Origin of the sequence: Nonomuraea turcica, assembly GCF_030718205.1 — a bacterium.
Taxonomy (GTDB): Bacteria; Actinomycetota; Actinomycetes; order Streptosporangiales; family Streptosporangiaceae; genus Nonomuraea.
Map to the genome: position 1 here is coordinate 35,519 of NZ_JAUZQF010000045.1, position 22,405 is coordinate 57,923.

At 68.5% G+C, this 22,405-nt stretch carries 22 protein-coding genes and 5 pseudogenes; 15 read left to right on the forward strand and 12 right to left on the reverse strand.

Annotated features, from left to right (window positions below):
• Positions 1-509: 509 nt before the first annotated feature.
• Complete coding sequence (locus tag Q9G87_RS56895; protein ID WP_305925043.1) at positions 510-1,340, reverse strand: SDR family oxidoreductase; 831 nt, start codon at positions 1,338-1,340, stop codon at positions 510-512.
• A 274-nt stretch (positions 1,341-1,614) separates the two neighbouring features.
• Between Q9G87_RS56895 and Q9G87_RS56900 the strand changes: the two genes are divergently transcribed.
• Together Q9G87_RS56900 and Q9G87_RS56905 are read left to right on the forward strand one after the other, a co-directional pair.
• Complete coding sequence (locus Q9G87_RS56900) at positions 1,615-2,514, forward strand: helix-turn-helix transcriptional regulator (RefSeq protein WP_305925044.1); 900 nt, start codon at positions 1,615-1,617, stop codon at positions 2,512-2,514.
• Positions 2,515-2,674: 160 nt separating this feature from the next.
• A pseudogene (locus Q9G87_RS56905) lies at positions 2,675-3,019 on the forward strand (transposase family protein); the annotation flags it as partial.
• Positions 3,020-3,169: 150 nt separating this feature from the next.
• On the opposite strand, the gene Q9G87_RS56910 reads toward Q9G87_RS56905, so the two are convergent.
• The gene (locus Q9G87_RS56910; protein WP_305925045.1) at positions 3,170-3,574 is read right to left on the reverse strand and encodes a nuclear transport factor 2 family protein; all 405 of its coding nucleotides are present in this window, start codon (positions 3,572-3,574) and stop codon (positions 3,170-3,172) included.
• Positions 3,575-3,724: 150 nt separating this feature from the next.
• On the opposite strand from Q9G87_RS56910, the gene Q9G87_RS56915 reads away from it, so the two are divergent.
• Complete coding sequence (locus tag Q9G87_RS56915; protein ID WP_305925046.1) at positions 3,725-4,276, forward strand: TetR/AcrR family transcriptional regulator; 552 nt, start codon at positions 3,725-3,727, stop codon at positions 4,274-4,276.
• A 136-nt stretch (positions 4,277-4,412) separates the two neighbouring features.
• Here Q9G87_RS56915 and Q9G87_RS56920 read toward each other — a convergent pair whose 3' ends face one another.
• Positions 4,413-4,631 (reverse strand): hypothetical protein, encoded by a 219-nt coding sequence (locus tag Q9G87_RS56920; RefSeq protein ID WP_305925047.1) that lies wholly within the window; start codon positions 4,629-4,631, stop codon positions 4,413-4,415.
• 123 nt (positions 4,632-4,754) lie between these two features.
• On the opposite strand from Q9G87_RS56920, the gene Q9G87_RS56925 reads away from it, so the two are divergent.
• On the forward strand, positions 4,755-5,759 hold the full coding sequence (locus Q9G87_RS56925; protein WP_305925048.1) for a helix-turn-helix domain-containing protein: 1,005 nt from the start codon (positions 4,755-4,757) through the stop codon (positions 5,757-5,759).
• Between the two features lie 254 nt (positions 5,760-6,013).
• Here the strand turns inward: Q9G87_RS56925 and Q9G87_RS56930 are convergent, their stop codons facing one another.
• Together Q9G87_RS56930 and Q9G87_RS56935 are read right to left on the reverse strand one after the other, a co-directional pair.
• Complete coding sequence (locus Q9G87_RS56930; RefSeq protein WP_305925049.1) at positions 6,014-6,478, reverse strand: nuclear transport factor 2 family protein; 465 nt, start codon at positions 6,476-6,478, stop codon at positions 6,014-6,016.
• A gap of 101 nt (positions 6,479-6,579) precedes the next feature.
• Positions 6,580-8,103 (reverse strand): FAD-dependent oxidoreductase, encoded by a 1,524-nt coding sequence (locus tag Q9G87_RS56935; RefSeq protein WP_305925050.1) that lies wholly within the window; start codon positions 8,101-8,103, stop codon positions 6,580-6,582.
• 122 nt (positions 8,104-8,225) lie between these two features.
• Here Q9G87_RS56935 and Q9G87_RS56940 point away from each other — a divergent pair, with 122 nt between their 5' ends.
• Positions 8,226-9,002 carry a TetR/AcrR family transcriptional regulator gene (locus Q9G87_RS56940; protein ID WP_305925051.1) on the forward strand — a complete coding sequence of 259 codons (777 nt, stop codon included), beginning with the start codon at positions 8,226-8,228 and terminating at the stop codon, positions 9,000-9,002.
• Between the two features lie 223 nt (positions 9,003-9,225).
• Positions 9,226-9,525: a hypothetical protein gene (locus tag Q9G87_RS56945; RefSeq protein ID WP_305925052.1), complete on the forward strand. Its 300-nt coding sequence runs from the start codon at positions 9,226-9,228 to the stop codon at positions 9,523-9,525.
• Positions 9,526-10,232: 707 nt separating this feature from the next.
• Here Q9G87_RS56945 and Q9G87_RS56950 read toward each other — a convergent pair.
• Both Q9G87_RS56950 and Q9G87_RS56955 read right to left on the reverse strand, forming a co-directional pair.
• Positions 10,233-10,646 carry an SgcJ/EcaC family oxidoreductase gene (locus tag Q9G87_RS56950; RefSeq protein WP_305925053.1) on the reverse strand — a complete coding sequence of 138 codons (414 nt, stop codon included), beginning with the start codon at positions 10,644-10,646 and terminating at the stop codon, positions 10,233-10,235.
• A gap of 252 nt (positions 10,647-10,898) precedes the next feature.
• Entirely contained in the window at positions 10,899-11,690 is a 792-nt protein-coding gene (locus Q9G87_RS56955; RefSeq protein ID WP_305925054.1) for an arginase family protein, read from the reverse strand.
• Between the two features lie 347 nt (positions 11,691-12,037).
• On the opposite strand from Q9G87_RS56955, the pseudogene Q9G87_RS61185 reads away from it, so the two are divergent.
• Both Q9G87_RS61185 and Q9G87_RS56965 read left to right on the forward strand, forming a co-directional pair.
• Positions 12,038-12,502, forward strand: a pseudogene (locus Q9G87_RS61185) (serine hydrolase domain-containing protein); the annotation flags it as partial.
• Between the two features lie 233 nt (positions 12,503-12,735).
• On the forward strand, positions 12,736-13,347 hold the full coding sequence (locus Q9G87_RS56965; protein ID WP_305925056.1) for a hypothetical protein: 612 nt from the start codon (positions 12,736-12,738) through the stop codon (positions 13,345-13,347).
• Between the two features lie 187 nt (positions 13,348-13,534).
• On the opposite strand, the gene Q9G87_RS56975 is transcribed toward Q9G87_RS56965, so the two are convergent.
• On the reverse strand, positions 13,535-13,996 hold the full coding sequence (locus Q9G87_RS56975) for a hypothetical protein (RefSeq protein WP_305925057.1): 462 nt from the start codon (positions 13,994-13,996) through the stop codon (positions 13,535-13,537).
• Between the two features lie 115 nt (positions 13,997-14,111).
• Entirely contained in the window at positions 14,112-14,438 is a 327-nt protein-coding gene (locus Q9G87_RS56980) for a hypothetical protein (protein WP_305925058.1), read from the reverse strand.
• A gap of 306 nt (positions 14,439-14,744) precedes the next feature.
• Between Q9G87_RS56980 and Q9G87_RS56985 the strand changes: the two genes are divergently transcribed.
• From Q9G87_RS56985 to Q9G87_RS56990, 3 genes and pseudogenes are all read left to right on the forward strand, one after another.
• On the forward strand, positions 14,745-14,924 hold the full coding sequence (locus tag Q9G87_RS56985; RefSeq protein ID WP_305925059.1) for a site-specific integrase: 180 nt from the start codon (positions 14,745-14,747) through the stop codon (positions 14,922-14,924).
• A 41-nt stretch (positions 14,925-14,965) separates the two neighbouring features.
• Positions 14,966-15,190: pseudogene (locus Q9G87_RS61190) on the forward strand (site-specific integrase); the annotation flags it as partial.
• 87 nt (positions 15,191-15,277) lie between these two features.
• Positions 15,278-15,718 carry a tyrosine-type recombinase/integrase gene (locus Q9G87_RS56990; protein WP_305925060.1) on the forward strand — a complete coding sequence of 147 codons (441 nt, stop codon included), beginning with the start codon at positions 15,278-15,280 and terminating at the stop codon, positions 15,716-15,718.
• A gap of 87 nt (positions 15,719-15,805) precedes the next feature.
• Here the strand turns inward: Q9G87_RS56990 and Q9G87_RS56995 are convergent.
• The 3 genes and pseudogenes from Q9G87_RS56995 to Q9G87_RS57005 all read right to left on the reverse strand — a co-directional run.
• Positions 15,806-16,198: pseudogene (locus Q9G87_RS56995) on the reverse strand (transposase); the annotation flags it as partial.
• Between the two features lie 345 nt (positions 16,199-16,543).
• Positions 16,544-18,718 (reverse strand): hypothetical protein, encoded by a 2,175-nt coding sequence (locus Q9G87_RS57000; protein ID WP_305925061.1) that lies wholly within the window; start codon positions 18,716-18,718, stop codon positions 16,544-16,546.
• Between the two features lie 51 nt (positions 18,719-18,769).
• Positions 18,770-19,147, reverse strand: coding sequence for a hypothetical protein (locus tag Q9G87_RS57005; protein WP_305925062.1), 378 nt, complete (start codon positions 19,145-19,147; stop codon positions 18,770-18,772).
• A 480-nt stretch (positions 19,148-19,627) separates the two neighbouring features.
• Between Q9G87_RS57005 and Q9G87_RS57010 the strand changes: the two are divergent.
• The 4 genes and pseudogenes from Q9G87_RS57010 to Q9G87_RS57025 form a co-directional block, all read left to right on the forward strand.
• Positions 19,628-19,933, forward strand: a pseudogene (locus Q9G87_RS57010) (transposase); the annotation flags it as partial.
• A 108-nt stretch (positions 19,934-20,041) separates the two neighbouring features.
• Positions 20,042-22,051 (forward strand): ligand-binding sensor domain-containing protein, encoded by a 2,010-nt coding sequence (locus Q9G87_RS57015; RefSeq protein ID WP_305925063.1) that lies wholly within the window; start codon positions 20,042-20,044, stop codon positions 22,049-22,051.
• 17 nt (positions 22,052-22,068) lie between these two features.
• Positions 22,069-22,236 (forward strand): cysteine hydrolase family protein, encoded by a 168-nt coding sequence (locus tag Q9G87_RS57020; RefSeq protein WP_305925064.1) that lies wholly within the window; start codon positions 22,069-22,071, stop codon positions 22,234-22,236.
• A partial coding sequence (locus tag Q9G87_RS57025; protein ID WP_305925065.1) for a hypothetical protein occupies positions 22,224-22,405 on the forward strand: 182 nt, incomplete at its 3' end. The genes Q9G87_RS57020 and Q9G87_RS57025, both read left to right, overlap by 13 nt.

Consider the following 22,405-nt stretch of genomic DNA (forward strand, 5'->3'; position numbering starts at 1 on the left):
GGCCCAGATGTTCGCGCAGCAGGTCCAGTAACGAGGTGCGGTTGTCGACGGTGACGGTGTGCCGCTGCGCCGTTGACGGCCAGCGAAAGGCGGCCGCTCGGTGGCGTCTCGGCGGCGACGGCTTCCTCGGCCGCCCGCACAGGCGCCGCGACGGTGGACCCGCCCACCACCACGGCGCCGCCGACGCCGGCGGTCATGGCGGCGATGACCGTGCGCCGGGTCCGCTCGAGCGGTGATTCGGTGGGTACGGCGGCCGCATCCGAAGGTTCGGCCGGTATGCGTTCTTCCATGAATCGCCCTCTCGGATCGGTGTAGGTCACGGGCAGGTGTCAGGGCCTGCTCCGTTCTATGGAGCCCCGCTGGGCCGGCTCGGCGAGGTCCGTGCTCTCGCTCCCGTCCGGGGACAGCCGTGCGCCGCTGGGCGACGCACGGCTGTCCCCGGAGGCCGGTGAGCCTCCGGCCGGTGGAGCGCGGCCGGTCCAAGCTCCTGTGGTCGAGCGAGGCCCGGGTCAAGCAGCGGAGCGGCTGCCCATGGCCGCTTCCGAGACGTGATTCCACTCCTCCCAGGTCGCCATGCGCTGCGCGTACTCCTCACGCATCCAGTCGAGCAGGCCTGCGCCGAGGAAGATCCGCAGCGGCGGTTCCTCGGCATCGACGACCTGGAGGATGGCTGGGGCGGTCGCCTGCGGGTCGCCAGAGGTCACCCCGCTCCAGAACGCGGCCACGGCCTCGCGCACACCGTCGTAGACGGGCAGATGCTCGGCGCGCACCGCCGAACTCCCGCCCCAGTCCGTGGCGTAGCCGGTCGGCTCGACAATCGTGACCTTGATGCCGAAACCGCGGACCTCGCCGGCGAGAGCCTGGCTCATCCCTTCCAGCGCCCACTTGGACGCGTTGTAGATACCGACACCGGGGTACGCGAGCAGCCCGCCGACGGAGGAGACCTGGATGATGTGGCCCGAGCCCTGCTGGCGCAGATACGGCAGGACGGCCTGGGTCACCCACAGAGCGCCGAAGACGTTCGTCTCGAACTGGTCGCGCGCCTGCTGCTCGGTGACCTCCTCGGCCATGGTGAACAGACCGTATCCCGCGTTGTTGATGACGACGTCCAGCCGCCCGAAGTGGTCGTGGGCCGTCTTCACGGCCAGGTCCACGGCGGACTTGTCGGTGACGTCGAGCGCGATCGGCAGGACGTTGTCGCCGTAGCGGTCGACGAGGTCGGTGAGGGTGGCGACGTTGCGGGCGGTGGCGGCCACCTTGTCACCCCGGCCGAGCGCGGCCTCGGCCCAGACGCGGCCGAATCCTCGCGAGGTTCCGGTGATAAACCAGGTACGAGACATCAAGAGCTCCTAGAAGAAAGCTGGCCGGGCAGGCCGCGACAGCGCGTCTGCCCGAGGTGCTGATGGGAAAGAAGCCGGACGGCCGCGTGATGCGGTCCCAACGTGAGATCACTCAGGCACCGTGCTGATCGGCGCTGGTTCCCGTTCCGGCCGGGACATCGCCAAGCCTGCCGTTCGTGCCCGGGAACAGCCATCCGCTGCTTTGACTACCTTCCTTTTTCCTACGGCTGGCAGTGGCAGGCACGACGGTTGCGGATGGGGCAAACTGGACAGCATGCCAAGCCTCACTCCCTCCGGAGATGGGTCGGCTGCCGGCCTCGATCGGCGTGCCGAGCTCAGCGAATTCCTGCGCAGCCGCCGAGCCCGGCTCAAGCCCGCCGACGTCGGCCTGCCCGACTACGGACGGCGACGGCGGGTGCCCGGGCTACGCCGGGAGGAGCTGGCACAGGTGGCGGGCGTGTCGGCCTCGTACTACACCCAGCTCGAACAGGGCAACAGCGCCAACGTGTCGGTGGAGATCCTGGACTCCATCGCCCGCGCCCTGCGGCTGACCGAAACCGAGCATGCCTACCTGACACACCTGGCCAAGCCCACCCGGCAGCGGGCGAACAAACCGTCACCGCGGACCCAACGGTTGCGCCCCGCCATCCAGCAGCTTCTCGACACGATGACGGACGTACCCGCGTACGTGTACGGATTCCGCATGGACATCCTCGGCTGGAACCGGCTGGCCGCCGCGCTGTTCGGCAACTGGGCCGAGCTACCGCCCGAGGAACGCAACTGGGGTCGGCTGATCTTCCTCTCGCCCGGCATGCGTGAGGTGTTCATCGACTGGGAGCCCAAGGCGAGCGGTATCGCCGGAATGCTGCGCATGCACGCCGGCAGCCATCCCGAAGATCCGCAGCTCGCCTCGCTGGTAGGCGAACTGTCGGTGCGCAGCGAGGAGTTCCGCCGCTTGTGGGCCGCGCACGAGGTGCGTCGCAAGAGCCATGGTGTGCTGCGGATGAACCATCCGCTGGTGGGTGAACTCACCCTTTCGTACGAGATGTTCCCCCTACCCGACAACCCTGACCAGGTGCTGGTCGCGTACCACGCGGAACCGGGCTCCGAGTCCGCCACGGCCCTGCGGCTACTTGCCAGCTGGGGAACGGACGCGACAACACCGGTCGGCTGAACCCAACCGAGACAGGACCCGCCACGTCTCCCGCTTCGGGTTTCCACGGCGTCGAGCCGGTGCGGCTACCGCGATCCGACAGCCGTCCGCACCCTGCCGGTGCAGCCCCCGAGGACAGCGTCTCGACGAGCAAGATCATCCTCATCGCCGGCACCTAACCCTGCCCGGCTCGGTCCACGACCTGACCGCAGCCCGAACACACGACATCATCGAGGCACTGACCAGGGCAGACGTGATGACCTTCGCCGACAAGGGCCATCAAGGTGCCCGCGGCAGCGTGCGCACTCCGTTCAAGCGGCGCCGCTTCCGGCCGAAGCTGTCACGCCGGCAGAAGGCCGTGCACCGCGCCCACGCGAAGATCCGCGCCCGCGGCGAACGCGCGATCGCCACCCTCAAGACTTGGAAGGTCCTGGTCAAGCTGCGCTGCTGCCCACGCCGGACGACCACGATCGTGCAGGCCATCCTCGTTCTGCACTACGTCGAAGCCAACTACTACGAAGGATAGAAATGGCTCCAGGTTGTCGGAACTGGCGGTTTGACCTCACGTCGGAGCAGCTCAGGTGGCCGGTGTGGATCGCCGGCGCGAGCGGGGTGGTGGGCACCGTCGGCGAGGTTCGAGGTCGAAGCGCCCACCGGCGCGGTTCTTCTATGCAGGCTAGGCGCTTGTCAGCTGTGTGCAGAGGGCGTCGAGTGTGTTTGTGGCACGAGCGAGCCCGAGATGGTCGATGTAGTCCCGCGACTCGACGATCAGCCCTTCGCGGATCCGGAAGACGATGATGCCCGGCGCGGCCCAGCCCGAATCGCCGCGGTAAGTGAACTCGCCGATGACCACCTCCGGGTCGGCAGTGTGATGGACGCGTACATCCTCAACGCGAAAGCCTGCCAGGCCAGCCGGACCCGCCGCGGCGAAGTGCTGTCGGAGTGCTTCGCGGCTGAGCATCGGGGTGTCGCCGAGTGGGGCCATCGGATGCCGCACGTCGGTTTCTTCGGCGTAGAACTCGACCAGCTTGTCGATCTGGTCGCGATCACCGTTCTGCAGCCGGCAGGCGGCGTCGAGCATGGCACGGAATATGTCTTCGGGGGTTCGCATCATGGTTACCCTTCCAAGCGGAGTCTTCTCTCCGAATAATACGGAGTCGAAACTCCGAATAACAAGAGTTGGTCACCGGGGCCTGCGGGAGCAAGACTGCCGGGGTGGGAAGATGGTGGGATGCGGAGCGACGCGCGGGCGAATCGGGACCGGGTGCTGGCCGCGGCCGAAGAGGTCTTCGGCGAGTTCGGCAACGCCGGCTCGACCGAGGAGGTCGCGCGCCGGGCGGGCGTCGGAATCGGCACCGTCTTCCGCCACTTTCCGACCAAGCGGGTGCTGGTCAAGGCCACGATCGTTCGGCACCTCACCCTGCTTGCTGAAACAGCGCGGGCGCGGGGCGAGGGCGGCGAGGCCGGGGCGGCGTTCCGGGAGACGTTCCGGGAGATGGTCTCAGGCGCTCCGGCGAAGCTCGCGCTCGTCGCGTTGCTGGAGGAGCCCGCCGACTCGACAGGCTCCGCTGATGAGGTGGAGGCTGCGGCCACTATGGTGCGCGAAGCCGTCGAGGAGTTGCTGTCCCGCGGCCAGCAAGCCGGTGAGGTGCGCGCGGACGCAACGGTAGATGAGGTCTACATGCTGATCAGAGCGCTGGCCAACGCCCGGGGCGACCGGACCGTCGTGGATAGAGCGGTCGACATAGTGCTGGACGGCCTGTCCCCGCGGCGTTCCGGGTAGCCACCCCGCGCAGTCTGCGCACCTTCCTGGTCCTGAACCGCAGCGGCGCCGGTGGGTCGGCCCTCAGGCGCGTTGCCGGCGCCCTGCTGCCCGTCGGCAGCCGCTCGCCGAACTCCTTGTCCTGCGCGCGGCGCTGCTAGGCGGCTTTCTGCTCGGCGAGGTGGCGCTGCCGCACCGCGGCCGCCTCGACCGGCAGCAGCACCGCCTGCTTGCGGCCCGGGCCGCGCCGGGTGAGGGTGACCGGCTCGCCGCCGCCGTCCTGCTCGATCAGTTCGGCCAGACGGGCGCGGGCGGGGGCGGCTGGAATACGCCCCCCACCTGGACAGCGGTTCAGCCGCTGACTTCGCTTGCCCATGATCTCTCGTGGCGCCGGCCAGTTCGGCTGCACAACTGACGAACTCAAGCGCTCCGTCACAGAGGAGCGCTCAGTGGAAATCGACTTGCGCCTCAAGCGGCTTGAGGTACCACAGTGGCCCCCATGAACGACCCCACGCTGTACCCCATCGGAGACGCCGCGCGTCGCAGCGGCCTGAGCGTGAGCGCCGTCCGGTTCTACGCTGACTCAGGGCTCATCGAGCCCACGGGCCTGAACGAGGCCGGCCACCGGATGTACGACATCCACGCCATCGCCCGGCTTGAACTCGTCCGCACCCTGCGCGAGCTGGACACCGACCTGGACGAGATCCGCCGCCTGCTCGAAGGCGGCACGACCCTGCACGACCTGCTCGCCACGCACCTGGAGATCGTCGAGCGCCAGGAGCGCACCCTGCGGGCCAGGCGGGCGGTACTCCGGACCCTGATCAAACAGGGCGCCACGACTGCGCAGGCCGACCTGATGCACAAGCTCGTCTCGATGACCGACGAGGAACGCGAACAGACCATCGACGACTTCTGGAACGACGTCGGCGAGGACCTGGACGTCTCCGAGGGCTTCGTCGACCGGTTGCGGACGATTCGCCCGGTCCTGCCCGCGGACCCCACGGCCGCCCAGCTCGAGGCCTGGATCGAGCTGGCCGACCTGGTCTCGAACCGGGCGTTCCGCGACGCGGTCCGCACCTACTTGCACGACGCCTACTCCACACCGGAGGCCCGGGTCCTGGCGACCGAGCCGTTCCAGGCTTTCATACACGTGAACGGGGCCCCGCTCGTAGAGGAGCTCCTCGCCGCGTACCGTGCCGGAGAGTCCCCCCGGTCCCCTCGTGCCCAGCAGGCCATCACCCGCTTCATGGAAGCCGCCACCGCGTTGTCCGACACACCGCTCACCCCCGAAGTCCGAAACCGGATGGCCGACGGATACCGGCAGATGCCCGACATCCTTCGCCAGATCGCTGAGGAGGAAGCCACCTCCGAGAGCCCCACCTACGACGACACCCACGGCCGGTACCTGTCCCTGGTGGCGCTGATCAACGGGACCGCGACCGAGGAGGACCACTACTCCATCCCCTCTGTCTGGATCGCCGACGCCATGCGCGCCGTGCTCTGATCGTGGAGGGACGACATGGACGCCCAAGCGCGTGAGCGAGCCTCAACTGCCCATATCGGCCCCAACGAGGCTGACTGCCCTCCAGCAGTCAGCCGCGCCTCACCTACACACCGGCGGCCCAGGGAATGCGCTGGACGCCGGAAGCGTCGCTGCACCCAGCGAGCACCACAGACAGTGACGACCTACGGAGAACACAGAGGGCTCAATCACCGGGCCTTACCAGGGCCGCCCACCGAAAGGGGCGTGCTGGGCGATCAGGCCTCTCCGGCCTTCTGCGCGAGTGCCGCCTCGCGTTCGAGTGAGATATCCCGTAGAAGCGCGGTGTCCTGGTAGAACGAACGCTTTTTGGTGATCTTTCCGTTCGCCACGTCGACCAGCTCGAGAACGGTCATCCTCCACGGGTTGCCGTGGATATCAGTGCCACTGTTCGTGGCCACCACCACCACGCGAGTGGGACCGTCGGCAATGAGCTCGTCGATGCTGATGGCTGAGATGTCCAACCGGGTCAGCTCGTGCATCCGGTGCCGCGCTGGCCCAATGGCGGCTCCCCCGTAGACGCCGCTGTCGGGGTGGCCCCAGTTGAGCTCGATCTCCTGCTCGTCGGTCAGCTCTTTGATCGTTGCGAAGTCCGGACCACCGGGTACACGGAGAACGGCTTCGTAGAAGCGGCGGACCACTTCCTTGTTCAGCTCGGGCTCGGTCGGGATTGCGCTCGGCATGGAAGTTTCCTTTCTCTCGAGGGTGCCCCGGAATCAGTGTGGATCCGGGGTGCTTGGGGCTGGTTCGCCCGCCGCGCGCTGGTCGGCTTTGCGGTGTCCTGTCAAGGTGTCGGGTCGCCGAACCAGCGGGTCGCGGCGTGCCGGAACGCCTCGCGATCGGGGTCATGGTCGTCGGTCCAGGCGGCGATGCCGTCGGGTCGGATCAGCAGCGCGCCGAATCCGAGGTCGTTGCTCACCGGCCCGCCCACGTAGCGGATCGGGCCTTTCCAGCTCATCGCCGCATCGTGCAGGCGATGGTCGGGGGTGAAGTCGAGTGCGATGCCGCGTCCTTCGCGCAGCAGGTCGCCGAGGCGGGTGCCGTCGGCGAGACGGAAGTCCGGGGCGGTCCGGCCGGCGAGTGGCTGGTCGCTGCCCAGGTCGTAGCGGTAGGACAGTCCTGAGGTGCTGCGGAACACGTGGGTGGTCCCGTCGCGGGTGTCGAGCAGGTCGTGGACCAGCCGTCGCAGGGCCGGGGCGTTGGGGCCCGGGTTCATGGTCGCGACCTGGGCGCGTGACCAGTCGAGGATCGCCGCGCCGATGGGGTGGCGTTCGGCGGTGTAGGTGTCGAGCAGGCCGTCTGGTGCGGTGCCGTGGATGGTGGCGGCGAGTTTCCAGCCGAGGTTCATGGCGTCGCCGATGCCGAGGTTGAGGCCCTGGCCGCCGAGCGGGGAGTGGATGTGGGCGGAATCGCCGGCGAGCAGGATGCGGCCGTTCCGGTAGGTCGTGGTCTGCATCGCGCGGTCGGTGAAGCTGGAGGCGAGATGGACCTCGGTGAGTGTCGCGTCGGTGCCGGAGACCCGGCGCAGGACCGTCTGGAGGTGCTCGCGCGTCAGCGGCTGGGAGCGGTCGAAGGCGCCGCCGTCGAAGTCCATCATGCCCAGGTGTCCCTCGAAGGGCGTCCGCAGGTACATGCCGGTTGGCGTCAGGTTGAAGCCCAGGTCCAGCTTCTGCGGATCGGCGAAGGTGACGCGGGCGGCGTAGCCGGTGAACAGCGGTTCGGTGCCGACGAAGTCAAAGCCCGCCTGTTCGCGCACCGTGCTGCGTCCGCCGTCGCATCCCACAAGCCAGCGCGCCTGGTAGTCGCGCCCGCCGACTCGTGTGACGACAGTGTCGCCGTCCTGGGTCACGGCCTCGACGGGAACGCCCCGCAGGATCTGCACGCCGAGCCTGGCCGCCTGCTCGGCCAGTACCGTCCCGACCGCCTCGAGGCTGGTCATGATGCCCTCCATCGCCGGGCCGGGCAGCCGGAACGGGAGGGCGGCGGCGTCGATGTCGGCCGGGTCGAGCCGCATGCCCGCGAAGTGGCTCACGTCACGAGGAGCCGGCGGCTCGTGCGCGTCGGGGTCCGCGCCGATCTTCTCCTCGTCGGCGCCTGAGGCTTTCAGCAGCTCTTCCAGCATCCCGCGGCGGTAGAACATCTCGACCGATCCGGCGTTCAGGCCCCGCATCCCCAACGGGAGCGCCTTCCACGGCGAGGTCTGCCCCTGGTCCCGCTCCAGCACCAGGACCGAGCAGCCCGCCAGCGCGAGCTCACCGGCAAGGAACAGGCCCACCGGGCCGGCACCCACAATCACCACGTCATACACGTTGAGCCTCCTTCGATCAGGATCGCCCGGCGAGACCCCAGGCAGGCTTATGGAGCATTGCTCCAATACTGGAACGGTACTCCATGTTGGATCAATGCTCCAAACCTGCCAGAATGACAGGCATGGCCATACGGACACGTCAGTCACAGCGACGCAGGCAGGTGCTCACCCGGGAGCGCATCGTCGAGACCGCTGTCGAGCTGCTGGACGCGGTGGGCGAGGGCGCCCTGACGGTCCGGGCGCTGACCAGCCGCCTGGCCACCGGTCCCGGCGCGATCTACTGGCACATCGGCAACATGAACGAGCTGCTGGAGGCCGCGACCGACGTCGTCGTCGCCACCGCCCTGGACACGCGCCCCACCCAGCCCGCGGGAACCACCGAAGCCGGCGGGGCTGTAGGCACGCCCCAGGACGAGATCCGCGCCGTCGCACTCGGCCTGTTCGACGCGGTCACCGAACACCCATGGCTCGCCGCCCAGCTCGCGGTCCAGCTCACCCGCAACCCCTGGGGACCGGTGACATTGCGGATCTTCGAAAGCATCGGCCGGCCGGTCCGCACGCTGGGCGTGCCGCAAGGCGACTGGTTCACCACGACGTCGACACTGGTCCACTACCTTCTCGGCGCCACCGCCCAGACCTCTCAGAAGACCGGCGACGACACCGTCCCCGGCTCCGAAGCGGACCGCGCCGAGTTCCTCAACACCGCATCCAGGGCATGGCAAGACCTCGACCCCGACGACTACCCGTTCATCCGGGCCATCGCAGAGCAGATGCGCGAGCACGACGACCGCGAACAATTCCTCACCGGCATCGACCTCGTCCTCACCGGCATCACCACCCTCCATCCACCCACCACATCAAGACCCCCTGCTCCTGAGCGCCTCCCCAGCCCCGATTAGGTCTGCGTTGGGCACGCCACAAAGGGTGTCTGGAATTGGGCAGTTCCCCGGCGGGAAGCCAAAAGCCCACCCCCACGCTCCACTTACTGCGCTACCGTGACCAGTAAGTGCGATATCAGCCCACTTAACAGTCGACTATCGGCGGAATTCACGTTGCCATGGAGGTTTTGTGAGATACCGAGGGTCTCTTCCGAAGAGAATAGTCGGACGGGTCAATGCCTGCGTGAGCACCCTGCGTTCGTCTCCTCGATGGGGCACACTGGTCAGTAAACGCCTCACGATCGTCACCTACACGGGACGACGGACCGGGCGCACCTTCAGCACACCCGTCGCCTACCGGCGCGTAGCCGATGTCGTCACGATCGGCGTTCAATTTCCCGAAGCCAAGTCGTGGTGGCGCAACTTCGGGGACATGGGTGGCCCGATGTCGCTACACCTGGATGGAACCGACCGCACGGGGCACGCGATCGCTCGACGTGACGAAAAGGGCCGCGTAACCATCACCGTACGTCTTGGCGACTGATCAAGCCACGTATCAGCGCTATCCCGATTACAGGCGGTACGAGAGTCCGCGAAAGCTGTGAAGAGCCGTTTGGAAAAGCTTGTATTCCGCACCGGTATGAGGCAACGCCCAAATCTGAACGGGTTCGAAATCTATCAATACCCGCCAGCTCGACAAGGGCGAACCAGGCCCTCGCTGAGCATGAGAAGACACAGGCGGCAGAGGAGGCTGAACTTCGCCATCGCCTGCAGAGCCACTGACATCAACGGCGGGCACGACCCGGCCGCCCGCCACCGTCGGCAACGGCAGCTCCGCCAACGCCCGCCGGAGCCGGGCGATCTCGATCCGGCCCTGGTTCAGTGGCCATAGAGCGCGCCATGACCACGCCGGTCAGCCAAACCCGCGCCGTCGGCGTGGGCACATGCCAGAGTGGACCGCACGGCCACCACCCTTCTCCTCGAAGCACTCCCACGACGAAGATGAGGCTGGTGGCCGGCCACCGCATGCGTCCCGGATTTTGGATAAGAACAGCTCACGCTTCTCCAGCACCCAGGTCGCGTACACCATGCGCTCGGCGAGGGCCTCGGTCTCACCCGGGAACCTGACGCCGGTCTCGCTCACCGCGACCGATGTGGCTGCGCCAGCGCGTGGAATCGGTAATCGAAACGCTCAATGACCGGCTCGGCATCGAACGTCCCGGGGCTTACTTCGCGCCGCGCAACCGCGGCTCACTGCTCAGGCGCCAGCACCGGGCTGTTGTGATAGGCGGCGATCAGCCACTGGCCGTCCCGCTTCTCGAAAACCCAGGTCGCGTTCACCTTACGCAGGTCGTCCGGAACCTCGGTCTCGCCGGCGAACAGGATGGCGGATTCGCTGACGACGATCGCGCCGTCCCTGCCGACGAAGCGGATGCTGAGCTGCTTGTTGTAGGTCGAGCTGCCCTTGAGCGGCCCCTCGAAGGCCAGGGCCATGTTCTGACGGATCACGTCACGGCTGTCGCGGAGCGAGCCGGTCATGATGGCGGTCGCGTCCGCGGTGTAGTTGGCCACCATGCCGTCGGCGTCGCCGGCCTCCCACGCCTTGTAGGAATCAACCAGCACGGCCTGGATTGCGGCCTCGTCTTCCACACGAGTGTTCGACATCAGATTCTCCCTTGTGATCGGCTCGCCCGGGGTATTCCGGCGAACTCGCCATACATACCGGCGGCGGGGTCGGAACTCATCGCGCCCGCGGCCAAGAGATGTTGAGGCGTGCTCGGCGCACAGGGCGGGCGACGTGACGAGGCCCGGTCATCGCCCGCGCAGTCGCAACGACACCGCCTCCGCGAGCAAGCCCAAAGACGTCACCTCCATCGCGGATAAGGGCCGATGGAGGCACCGAGGATGAGTCGACCGTCAGCGCGTCAGCGCGGCGCCCAGCAGGCGGATCACCTCGGCCTCGCCGGGGTTGACGTCGTCGCTGGATGGCGCGTGTTCGGTGATGGCTGCCCCGATGATGTCGTCCACCTGGGAGATGAGGTCGATCAGTCGCTGCGGCTGCACGCCGTTCGGCTCCGGGTAGCAGGTTGCGCCAAAGGCGGTGGGCTCCAGGACGTCGAGGTCGATGTGGACGTACACGGGGCCGCGCAGACCGTCGAGTGCGCGCTCCAGGTCGTCGACGCCGTGCCTGCGCAGGCCGGTCTTCGCGAGGTACTCGTGCTCGGACGCGTCGCCCGCTCGCTCTCCAGCGATGATCACCTGATGTGGTGCCAGCGGATGCTCGAGGGTGAGGCCGGTCGGTCCGTCTCCGAGCAGGGCGCGCACCACCATCCCGTGGAAGGCGCCCGATGGCAGCGTCTGCGGGCTGTAGACGTCCGGGTGGGCATCGATCCACAGCACCGTCAAGGCATCCCCATAGCGGGTGTGGGCAGCGGCGATCGGCGGGATGTCGACCGCGCAATCGCCGCCAATAGTGATCACCCGGTCGTCGATGCCGGCCAGTGCCTTCTGCGTCAGCCGCTGGTTTTCCACGAGCACGTCGTAGGCGCGGATCCCGGCGGCCTTGTCCCCGCCCGTTTCAAGCACCGGCACGGTCACCACCGTGTCGGCCGGAACGAGCTCGGCGGCGCGGCGAGCGCCGACCATCAGCTGCGGCGCCTTGCTCGACGCCGATCCTTGCCATTGGGGTACGCAGAGCACAGTCGTCATGCGGCGACAATACGAGATGCCAGAATCAAGGGTCTAGATCGATCTCTTGGTTCATTATGGAAATTTCCACCAGATCGGCACGATGACAGGAACTTATCCAGAAAGGTCTGTCATGCCCGCCCCGGTGCCGGACGAATCGGCGGCCGACAGCCCGGCTTGACGGCGGTCGTCTCGTCGCGCAGGAAATTCCGGAGAAATCGGGCAGTCCGCCTTGTTAGGGTGCCCGAATGAGTTCTCAGCCGGCCTTGCTACCGCGCTCGACACCGGCGGCTTCGGGGGTCTCGTCCCGTTCGATCGCCGCGTTGCTGGACCGGCTCGAAGCACAATCCGTCGAGCTCCACTCCATCATGGCCGTACGCCACGGTCACGTCGTCGCCGAAGGCTGGTGGGCGCCGTACTCGGCCGGGCGCCCGCATCTGCTCTATTCGCTGACCAAGTCGTTCACCTCGGTCGCGGTGGGGCTCGCGATCGCCGACGGGCTGCTCTCGCTGGACGATCGGGTGGTGGACGTGTTGCCCGACCACGTTCCGGCCGACATTTCCGAGCAGGGACGCCGCCTCACCGTGCACCACCTGCTGTCCATGACGGCCGGGCACAGCACGGACAGTCTCGCCGAGGCCTGGCAGCTGGAACCGGGCGACCTGGTGAAGGGCTTTCTGCGCGTACCGTTCTCCGAGCCCGAGGGAACCCGGCACACCTACGACAATGCGACCACGTTCGTCCTGGCCCGGATGGTGGAACGGGTCACCGGTCGCGGCCTGCCGGAGCTGCTCGACGACCGCCTGTTCCAGCCGATGGGCGTCGACCACGCCGAATGGGATCGGGTGGCGAGCGGTGCCGCCTTCGGATTCCACGGGCTGCACCTCACGACCGAGGCCGTCGCCGCTTTCGGCGAGTTACTGCTGCGCGGAGGCGTCTGGGGCGACCGCCGGCTCGTCCCGCGCGAATGGGTGGAGCTCGCAACCAAACGGCACATCGAGACCCGGCAACTCGAGGACGGCTCGGCTACCCCGACTTTCTTTGCGGGTACGGCTACCAGTTCTGGATGTCGCGTCACGGTTACCACGGCAACGGCGCCTTCGGCCAGCAATGCGTGGTCGTCCCGTCCCACGATCTCGTGGTCGTCCTCACCGCCGCCGTCGAGCAGACACACGCCCTGCCGAGTGTCCTTTGGGACTACCTGCTGCCCGGCCTGGATGACGCGGGAAGCCCCCGGGACGACGAGATCCTCGCCGATCGGCTGCGGCGGCTGTCACTCGCGCCGGTGCCGGGTTCGGCTGCCCCTTCCCGTTCCGGTGCGGCGAGGATCGACGCCTCCGCCGAGGATTCGGCCCTGTCTGACGGAACCACGGTGGCCGTCGAGCCGGTGGACGGCGGATGGCACCTGCAACTCGGGTCGTCCCTCAAGGTCGCCGTCGGCCACGGCGCATGGTGGGAAAGTTCGCCGCTCGGCCGCCCGGTCGTTGCCGCCGGCGCCTGGCAGGGCAACACGTTCGTCGCCGACCTCTACGTCATCACCACCCCGCACCGGGTCCGGCTGGTGCTCGACGCCGACGCGGGGACAGCGGCGGCGACGTGGAGCACCGTGCCCCTGACCAGCCCCAGCCTGGAGTTGCATCTGCGGTCGCCGCTGATGACCCGGCCCGACGTCGCCTAGTACTCCAGTGACACTTCGCGATCTTGGGGTTGGACAGGGCCGCCGGTCGAGCTGGCTGAGCGGTAGGACGGGTACGCCTGGCCTTCGGCGCGGGCGAACTCGCACATGCTGGCCGCGCCGCCACCGGGGTCCTTCCCGGGGGTGGACGAGGCGGACGTCTACGTCTTCCTGGGGCGGCACGCCTGAATCAGCGTCTCCAGACGGTGGCGTCCAAGGTGACGGATTCCTTGCCAAATTCGATCACTTGGAGCCGGGCGACGGTCCCGTTCGAGGTTCTCACGCAGAGGATGTCGTCTGGCTGTGGGCTGATCAGCACATTCTCCCCCGACTTGGCCATGGCCTCGCACTCAGCCCGGGAGTTCACCTGTCCTGGCGCTTCGGCGAACTTGGCGCCGTTCATGATCTCGAAGTCCACCACGGCGTACCTCTCGTCGATGTAGAGGGCATGGAAGTCGATCTCAGCGTCGCCACCGGTAAGGGTCTTCGAGTCGAAGTCGACGCCCTCGACTTTGGAGGATTCCAGGGTGAGGGGGCCGCGATACGCGGGAAGGGGCTCGGGAGACGCGGTAACCGTCACGACGGATTGCGGCTTATTGTAAGCGTCAACAACAGAGCAGCCTGCCACCCCCAGGAGAGCGGCGACGACCACGGCTGCTTTATGGCCTGTACTCACCTTTGGCACGATAGAGGCCGTGGAATCCCCAGTACGGCTGAGGCGCCCTCGCATGTTGTTCTCCCTTATTCATCGCGCCCAGCAGGCCCGCTTATGGCCGCCAGGTGTGGATCATGTGCCGCAGTCTAGGGAGCAGCGGTATGAGTCGGGTATGGTCGTCCCGCAGCAGCCGGAACCGGGCAGGACAGCCGTCCTTCGCCGGGATCACCGGCCGGTCGATGACGACCGCCCGGCCTGCCAGCGCGTCCGCCACCACAACCACCGGCCGGCGAACCGCCTTGACATCCCTGTCCGCCACCGGCTCCCGCAACGCCCCCAGCCTGGTCCCGGTCTGCCCGGCGATGAAATCCACGCACACCTGGTCGCTCGCCGTGCTCAGGCCGCGTCCAGCCAGGAAGGCCGCGAACTGGTCCAGCACAGCCTGGTAGCGCCGGATCGTGCCCTCGGACCCTCGCGCAACGCCGTCACGACGCCGCCCACGGCGACCCTGACATCCGCCTCTCCCATGAAAATCACCCCTGTTCGGTGAAGGAATGAACACAAGTGATTCTTCGCCGATGCGGTCAATGCACCCTGCGGCGCTGACGCCAGCCCAGGAGGATTATGCGGACTACAACACGAGCCCGCCGCTCCTGCCAGCGGAAACACCACGGCAGGGCGCATAACCCAGCCGTCCGCCTAATGCCTGTTATGAGGAATTCCTCATAACAGGCATACCTTCGCGGTGACCACCATGGCGAACTGGTACGCCACCGGAGCCGACGTCGCGCACCTGCTGCCGGCTCTGTCGACCTACCTCGGACACATCACTCCCGCGACCACGTACTGGTATCTGCACGCCTGCCCGCAGCTGATGACCGAAGCCGCCAAGCGCCTGGAAGCCTCCTGGGAGGAACCATCATGACCAGCCTGGCCCCGATCATGCAGTGATACTTCACCGAACGGCTCACCGACCGCCGCGCCAGCGAACACACCGTCGCCGCCTACCGCGACACCTTCCGCCTGCTGCTGCACTACGCCCAAGCCGAACTCGGCCGACCGCCCGCAGCCCTGGACCTGGCCGACATCGACGCCCACCTCGTCAGCGGCTTCCTGGACCATCTCCAGACCGACCGGAACAACAGCATCGCCACCAGCAACGCCCGGCTGGCCGCGATCCACTCCCTGTTCGGCTACGCGGCGCTCCGCTGCCCCGAGCACGCCCTGCTCATCCAACGCGTCCTGGCCATCCCCTGCAAACGCCGTGAGTCCACCGACGTGTGCTTCCTGACCCGCGTCGAAACCGACGCGCTACTCGCGGTTCCCGACCAGTCCACACCGCTGGGCCGCCGCGACCACCTGCTGTTGCTCGTCGCCCTGCAGACCGGGCTGCGCGTCTCCGAACTCACCTCGCTGACCTGCGCCGACGCCGAACTCGGAACCGGGGCGCACCTGCGCTGCACCGGCAGGGGCCGCAAACAGCGCGCCACCCCGCACACCTTGCGCCACACCGCGGCGATGGCGCTGCTGCACGCCGGCGTCGACACCTCCACCATCGCGCTCTGGCTCGGCCACGCCACCACCAAGGCGACCGACGTCTACCTGCACGCCGACCTGGCCACCAAGGAGAAAGCCCTGGCCCGCACCGCACTTCCCAGCGTCGGCACCCGACGCTACCGCCCTGGCGACACCCTCCTCGCCTTCCTGGAGAACCTGTAATTATCTCCGGCAACCAGGCTGTCAGGCCATCGCTGGCCAGCACTGATCCACCCGGCCCGGCATAACATCCAACCCCTGATAATTGCCGGCGTCGATGCCCTGGCTGGCCTCACCGACATTGCCGGAGGTCTTCACGCTCTGCGCATCGATGATCGCCGCGGTTGGCGCGGGCTTGCGCCCCTTGGCGACGCGGACCTGCTCGCGGAGCAGGTCATGGACCGCTTGGGTGGTGCCGTCAGCCTGCCACTTGGCGTAGTAGTCATAGACCGTCTTGTACGGCGGGAAGTCATGCGGGAGGTACTCCCATGGGATCCCGGTCCGGCACACGTACAAGATTGCATTCACGATTTCCCGCAGGTCGTGGACCCTTGTTGCCACACCGGGGCCCCGACGAGCAGCCCGCCATGCCATCAACGTCGGTTCGATCAACGCCCAGCGGGCATCGGACAGGTCGCTGCGATAGGGACGCCGAGACACCATGTGATGATCAACGACGCAGCCATCCCTCCGACACGGACAGATCATTACGAAACAAGATCAGATGCCCTCTAAGGCCCGGGCCGGAGGGCGAGCGCCGGAGGCCGGGTCGGGCGGCCCGGGGGCGGCGTGAGGGCGGGGCGGCGTGGGGTCGGGCGGCGGGGTCTGGGGCCGGGCGGGGTCGGGGGTTTCCAGGTGGGGTTCCGGGGTGGCCAGCTGTCGGGTGACCGCCACCCGATGACGACCAACCGCCGGTGACCGCCGCCCGATGACGGCCAGCGGGGCGGCGGCCAGCGGGTGACGGTCAGCGGGTGGCTGGTGTCGAGGTGGCTGGTGTCGAGGTGGCGGCTAGCGGACTGCTGCGATGATCCGCCCCGCCTCCCGAGCCGTGATCAGCCCAGAAGCCGCCAGCTCCGCACTCTTCCTGGCCACATGGGTAACCAGCTGCCCACCGGAATACTTCTCGTCCTCGATGAGATCCTCGACCGTGCACCCATCGGCCCGGTACCGGTTGGCGACCCCGCTGTCCCGATCCTTGATCGTGACCGTCGGCGACAAGTCCGAACGCGGACAGGCATCGACAGGCGGCGTGTAACGCAGCAGCCGAGCACCACCCTGGATGGCACCGTCGGCGTCCTTCGTGCCACTGCGGAACCAGACGTTACCGGCCCCGTCCTGCGCACTCCGGTGAACGCCCGACTCCACCGCCACCGTGACCTCCTTCGACAGCGGGTCGATCCGCAGCAGCTTCCCGTCCAGCGCGGCGTAGACGTGCTCGTCCGCGTTGAGGTGCAGCTCGTCGGGCACGCTGCCCGAGCCGGTGCTCAGCTTCACCCGTCGTACCACCTCACCGGTGGCCGGGTCGGCGAGGAAGAGCGTGCCGTCGGCCAGGCCCCACAGCAGGCCGTCCGGCCCCTCGATCAGCGAGGTGATCGTCCGCGCGCCCGGGACGGGGGTGTACTCAGAGCGCTTGGTGCCGGTGGCCAGGTCGTAGGTGAACAGCTTAGCCTCGGTCGCCCTCGGTGTGGTGCCGCCGCCGCCGTTGATCGACGTGCCGCCCCACAGCGTGCCACCCAGGACGACCAGGGACGTGACGCCCTGGTCGGTGACGGGCGCGCGCAGGACGGTGTGGGTGCGGGTGGTCTCGTCGTAGACGGTGAGCGCGCCGCCCCACAGGCCGTAGTCGGGGGTGCTGCCGATGTAGACCTTGCTGCCGGAGGAGGCGAACGCCACGGGGCGGTTCTGGCCGTCGCCGATCAGGCGGAACAGCTCGCGCGGGTTCGTGCCCGACACGAAGGGCTGCGCCGGGTCGTAGTGCATGATCGAGCCGTTGGGGTAGACGCCGAGGTAGAGCTTGCCGTCCTTCCAGAACCACCCGTCGGTCTGCCCGGTCCGGCCGAGCTGGGTGACCGTGCCGGTGGCCGGGTCCAGGACGGCGAGGTTGCCGTTGATGAACAGGTTGGTGTAGATCCTGCCGTCCGGCCCCGCCGTGATGTTGGCGATGTCGATGGGCTGGTGCGGGAAGGGCAGCTTGAAGCGCTCGGCGGCGCCGGTGGCCGGGTCGTAGGAGAAGGCGTCGCCGCCATAGTTGCCGATCGCGGCGTAGAGCTTGCCGTCGACGAAGCCCCAGCCGACCGCGGGGCCGCCCGCGTTCACCGGGCCGGGCACCGGCTCGGGCCGGTCGGCGGCCAGGTCGTAACGCCACAGCGTGCCGCTGGAGGTGAAGTAGACGTAGCCGCCGGCGGCGGTCTTGGTGGTGCCGCGCGAGTTCATGGTGAACCCGTCGGCCAGCACGGCCCCGGTGTCCGGGTCGAGCACGAGCGCCTGGTTCTTGCTGCGTTTGACGAAGAGCTTGCCGGCCACGAGGTTGATGTCGTAGGGGTAGCTGGCGTCGCCGCGCAGGGCCTCGGGCCAGATGTCGCGCTTCTCGCCGGTGGCCAGGTCCAGCCTGATCAGGTGGCCAGCCGAGCCGATGGCCGCCCACAGCAGCTGCCGGTCGGTGTCGACGGCGACGTCCACGGTGTACTGCTGGCCGGGGAACATCGCGCCCAGGTCGCGGAAGCCGGCCGACGGCGAGTAGGAGAAGGCGTGCGCCCCAGGGTATGTGCCGCCGTAGACGGCGCCGTCCGCCCCGGCCTGCAGGCCGTAGGCGTACGTCTCGCCGGGCACCGCCTGGCCGAGGTCGGTCGCGACGTCGGCGCCGGGCTTGAAGGAGTAGAGGTGGCCGTTGGGATAGGTGCCAGCGTAGACGGTGCCGTCGGCGGTCTGGGTGATGCCCCAGCCGCCCGACGAGCCGGGCAGGGGCACGGTGTCACGCAGCTCGCGGGTCACCGGGTCCACCTCGGCCACGACGCCGGGGGTGCCCATCTGGATGGCGAAGACCGCGGGCCGGCCGTCCTGGCCGGTGCCGAAGTGGCCCTCGTGGACGGTGAGCGCGGCGGACTGGACGCCGAAGTCGGTGACGGTCCCCTGGACCGGCGAGGCAGCTAAGAAGGTGGACAGCACGACGGAGAGGATGCGCATAGCAAGGGAATAACGGGCCGGACCGTAATTGTCAACGGTCCGGCTGCCGTTCTACGAAATGCTCCTCCCCTCCACCGCGTCCAGCAGCAGCGGCGCGGGCCCGGCGTCGCCGCGTACGCCGAAGCCGTACCGGTAACCGGCGCGCACGTCTGGGTCGGTGAGGCCGGGCAGGTGCTGCAGCGTGGCGGCGGTGACGAGCCGCCACCCCGAGCCGGTGTCGGCGTACATCGCGGCCCGGTTGCCCACCAGCGACAGCGCGAAGCGGCCGCCGTCGGGGATGCTCACGCCCTGCTTGACGCCGAACACCGCCAGCCCGCCCGGCACCTGCGGCCCGCACACCTCGAACCCGGCGAACTTCTGGGTGTTGACGTAGAAGGCCACGAGGTCGGTCTTGCCGTCCTTGACCAGGCCGGTGTAGACGGTGTCCATGTCGGTGGAGCCGCCCTGGAACTTCCTGATCGTGATGGCGGTGCTGAAGGCGGGGTTGCGCGGCGAGACGTCGGAGGAGAGTGTGGCGAACCAGCTCGCCGACGGGTGCGCGGCCGACAGCGCGCCGTCGGCCGCTGCGGCAGCTCCTTGTTCTCCGGCTCGACCTTGTGCGCCTGGTAGCGCGCGATCGTCTCGAAGGAGTCCGACAGCTCGCGGTTGGCGAAGGAGTCGGGTTCGGCGGCACGTAGGCGGCCTCCGGCGGCCGCCGGAACGTCACCCGCCGCTCCTGTTTGAGGTAGCCCGCGCAGACCAACGGATATTCGTGGCTAGCGGGAGCGTACGCCGTGAGCTTGGTGTCGAACGTCCGGATCTGGCCCGCGCGCAGCCCGGTGACCTCCAGCTCGGCGGGCGTCACGGCGACGCCGTCGCAGGCGCGCAGGGTCACCTTGCCGACCATGGGCAGCACGTCGTGGTTGGTTCCCGCCGGTACGCGGCCGCGTCGGCCGACCGCGTCAGCGGCCCGACTGCCTGTACGCCGACCGGGGCTATGACCACGACAAGTACCGCCGCCTGGTCTGGCGCACCGACATCAAGCTCATCATCGCCCGGCGTGGCACCCCACACGGCTCCGGCCTGGGCGTTCATCGGTGGGTGGTCGAGAGGACGATCGCGCTCCTGCACTGGTTCCGCCGCCTGCGCATCCGCTGGGAGATCCGCGACGACATCCACGAAGCCTTCATGACTCTCGCCGCAGCGATCATCTGCTGGCGACGCCTCGTCCGCTGATCTTTCTGTTAGGACATCTTAGAGGCATTGACGTACTTTCGGTCCATACCGATATTCTCTTGGGGGCCACAGATCTCCTGCCAACGGGCCTTTCGGTCCCGGCCGAAGATGGAGGACACCGCTATGCTCACCCGCCGCAGCCTGTTAGCCGCCGCGATCCTGGCGCCGGGCGCCGCCCTCATCCCGACCCCGGCACGCGCCGTGTCCGTCACGCCGCTCGGCTCCCCGCTCCAGGACGTCACGCTGGTCGGCGGCGCCATGGCGCCCGGCCCGCACGGCAAAAAGGTCCTGTGGTCGGTCGCCACCGGCGAACCGGCCAAGCTCAACGCCGTGGACCCCGCCACCGCCAAGACGGTGCTCACCCAGCCGCTGACCGGGTCGCCGGGCGCGTACGCGGTCGTCGCCACCCGCGACGGCACCCTCTACGTCGGCACCTACGACACCGGCTCCCTCTACCGCCGCAAGCCGGGCCCGGACAGCACGCCGGAGAACCTCGGCCGCCCGCTCCCCTCCGAGCACTACATCTGGCGCCTGGCCATCGACGATGAGGACCGCCTCTACGGCGGCACCTATCCCGGCGGCCGCGTCTTCCGCTACGACCACCGCACCGGCCGGGTCCGTGACTACGGCCAGCTCCTGCCCGGCCTCCAGTACGTCCGCAGCATCGCCGTCTGGGGGTCCTACATCTACGCCGGGACCCTGCCGGACGCCCACGTCATCGCCATCCACAAGGACACCGGCGCCAAGCGCGAGCTCCCCCTCCCCGAGGGGCTCGGCGACGGGACCGGGCAACTCGTCAACGACCTCAACGCCTACGCCGGAAAGCTCTACGCCCGCTTCGGCACCGCGATCAACGGCAAGCTCGGCGTCTACGACATCTCGGCCGGCAAGTGGATCGACCTCATCGACGGCGTCGCCGGCCTCGACGTCTCCTCGCCCGGCCGGCGCGGCGAGGTCTACTTCACCCGGAACAACCGCCTCACCCGCTACCAGCCGCGTACCGGGAAACTCACCGCGGTCGGCCCCGACATCATGGGCCGGGTCGCCAACAACCGCGGCATCGGATGGGCCGACCTCGGCACGCGCGACTGGCCCGGCGAAACGGTCACCGGGCTCCTGTGGCGCGGCGCGCTCTTCCGGCACAACCCGATCACCGGCCGCGGCGAGCTCGTCCAGACCGACGTGCCCGGCGACCCGGTCCTCATCCTCACGCTGCACGCCGGTCAGAGCGGGACCGTGTACGCCGGCGGGTTCCTCAGCGGCTTCGCCGAGATCGATCCCGGCACCGGACAGGCGGACTATCACAGCTTCGGGCAGATCGAGAGCATCCGCGAGATCGGCGGCGCCGTCTGGATCGGCGGGTACCCGGACTCCCGGCTGTACCGCTACGACCCGTCCCTGCCCTGGTCGAGCCCCGAGTACGCGCCCGGCCCGCCGGGGACGGCCGACAACCCGGTGAAGATCACCGATCTGAAGGCGCAGCACCAGGTACGCATCCGCGCGATGACCGACGCGGGCACCGACCTGGCCTACGGCACCATGCCGGACGGGACCACGCTGAACGGCGCCCTCGTCATCGTCGACAAGACCACCCTGGCGGCAGCCGTCCACCTGCCGGTAGTCGCCGACCAGTCCATCGTCAGCCTGGCCTACCAGGACGGCACGATCGTCGGCGGGACGTCGATTCACGGCGGCTACTCGACGCCCACGCCGACCCAGCCCGAGGCCCGCCTGTTCGGCTGGACCATCTCGGCCGGCAAGACCTTCGAGATGACGCCGGTCCCCGGAGCCCCGGCCATCCCGGCGCTCCTCCAGGACTCCACCGGCCTGTTGTGGGGACTCGCCGACGGGCAGCTCTTCGCCTTCGACGTGGCCTCCCGGCAGGTGGTGCACCGCCTGCAGCTGGCCCCGGACACGGGTTCGACCGCGGGCGAGCTCGCCCGTCCGGCCGCGGACGGCCGGATCTACGCCCTGGTCCAGCGGCACCTGCTGTTCGAGATCGACCTGGCCGGCCGTACCAGCAAGCTGCTGCTCGACCGGCCGGCGCAGAACCTGGCGGTCCACCCCGACGGGCGGATCTTCCTGGCCGAGGACACCGTCCTGACGCGCGTCGAGTGACCACCACGATGTCGATCATGGACAAGCTGGACCCCCGGCGTACCGCACTCATCCTCATCGACCTGATGACGCGCATCGTCGAGCAGCCCACGGCGCCGCATGCCGGTCCCGCCGTGGTGGCCCGTTCCTGGTGCCGCAGGTCGGCGCAGAGGCGTTTGATGCCGGCCGTCAGATGGCGGCGGTAGGTGGTGAAGGGCAGGGCGAGGTGTTCAGCGGCCAGTTCCTGGGTGGGCGTGCCGCGCAGGAACGTGACCGACAGCACCCGGTGAAACTTGACCGAGCGGGGATCCTCACGCAGGTCCTCGATCGCCCGGCGGAGCAGGTCACCCAGTGCGGTGGCCGGATCCTGCCCGG

Coding starts and splice junctions, on each gene's coding strand:
- Q9G87_RS56895 (WP_305925043.1), bottom strand. CDS start 1,340: ATGTCTCGTACCTGGTTTATCACCGGAACCTCGCGAGGATTCGGCCGC.
- Q9G87_RS56900 (WP_305925044.1), top strand. CDS start 1,615: ATGCCAAGCCTCACTCCCTCCGGAGATGGGTCGGCTGCCGGCCTCGAT.
- Q9G87_RS56910 (WP_305925045.1), bottom strand. CDS start 3,574: ATGCTCGACGCCGCCTGCCGGCTGCAGAACGGTGATCGCGACCAGATC.
- Q9G87_RS56915 (WP_305925046.1), top strand. CDS start 3,725: ATGCGGAGCGACGCGCGGGCGAATCGGGACCGGGTGCTGGCCGCGGCC.
- Q9G87_RS56920 (WP_305925047.1), bottom strand. CDS start 4,631: ATGGGCAAGCGAAGTCAGCGGCTGAACCGCTGTCCAGGTGGGGGGCGT.
- Q9G87_RS56925 (WP_305925048.1), top strand. CDS start 4,755: ATGAACGACCCCACGCTGTACCCCATCGGAGACGCCGCGCGTCGCAGC.
- Q9G87_RS56930 (WP_305925049.1), bottom strand. CDS start 6,478: ATGCCGAGCGCAATCCCGACCGAGCCCGAGCTGAACAAGGAAGTGGTC.
- Q9G87_RS56940 (WP_305925051.1), top strand. CDS start 8,226: ATGGCCATACGGACACGTCAGTCACAGCGACGCAGGCAGGTGCTCACC.
- Q9G87_RS56950 (WP_305925053.1), bottom strand. CDS start 10,646: ATGTCGAACACTCGTGTGGAAGACGAGGCCGCAATCCAGGCCGTGCTG.
- Q9G87_RS56955 (WP_305925054.1), bottom strand. CDS start 11,690: ATGACGACTGTGCTCTGCGTACCCCAATGGCAAGGATCGGCGTCGAGC.
- Q9G87_RS56965 (WP_305925056.1), top strand. CDS start 12,736: ATGTCGCGTCACGGTTACCACGGCAACGGCGCCTTCGGCCAGCAATGC.
- Q9G87_RS57000 (WP_305925061.1), bottom strand. CDS start 18,718: ATGCGCATCCTCTCCGTCGTGCTGTCCACCTTCTTAGCTGCCTCGCCG.
- Q9G87_RS57005 (WP_305925062.1), bottom strand. CDS start 19,147: ATGGACACCGTCTACACCGGCCTGGTCAAGGACGGCAAGACCGACCTC.
- Q9G87_RS57015 (WP_305925063.1), top strand. CDS start 20,042: ATGGAGGACACCGCTATGCTCACCCGCCGCAGCCTGTTAGCCGCCGCG.
- Q9G87_RS57020 (WP_305925064.1), top strand. CDS start 22,069: ATGGACAAGCTGGACCCCCGGCGTACCGCACTCATCCTCATCGACCTG.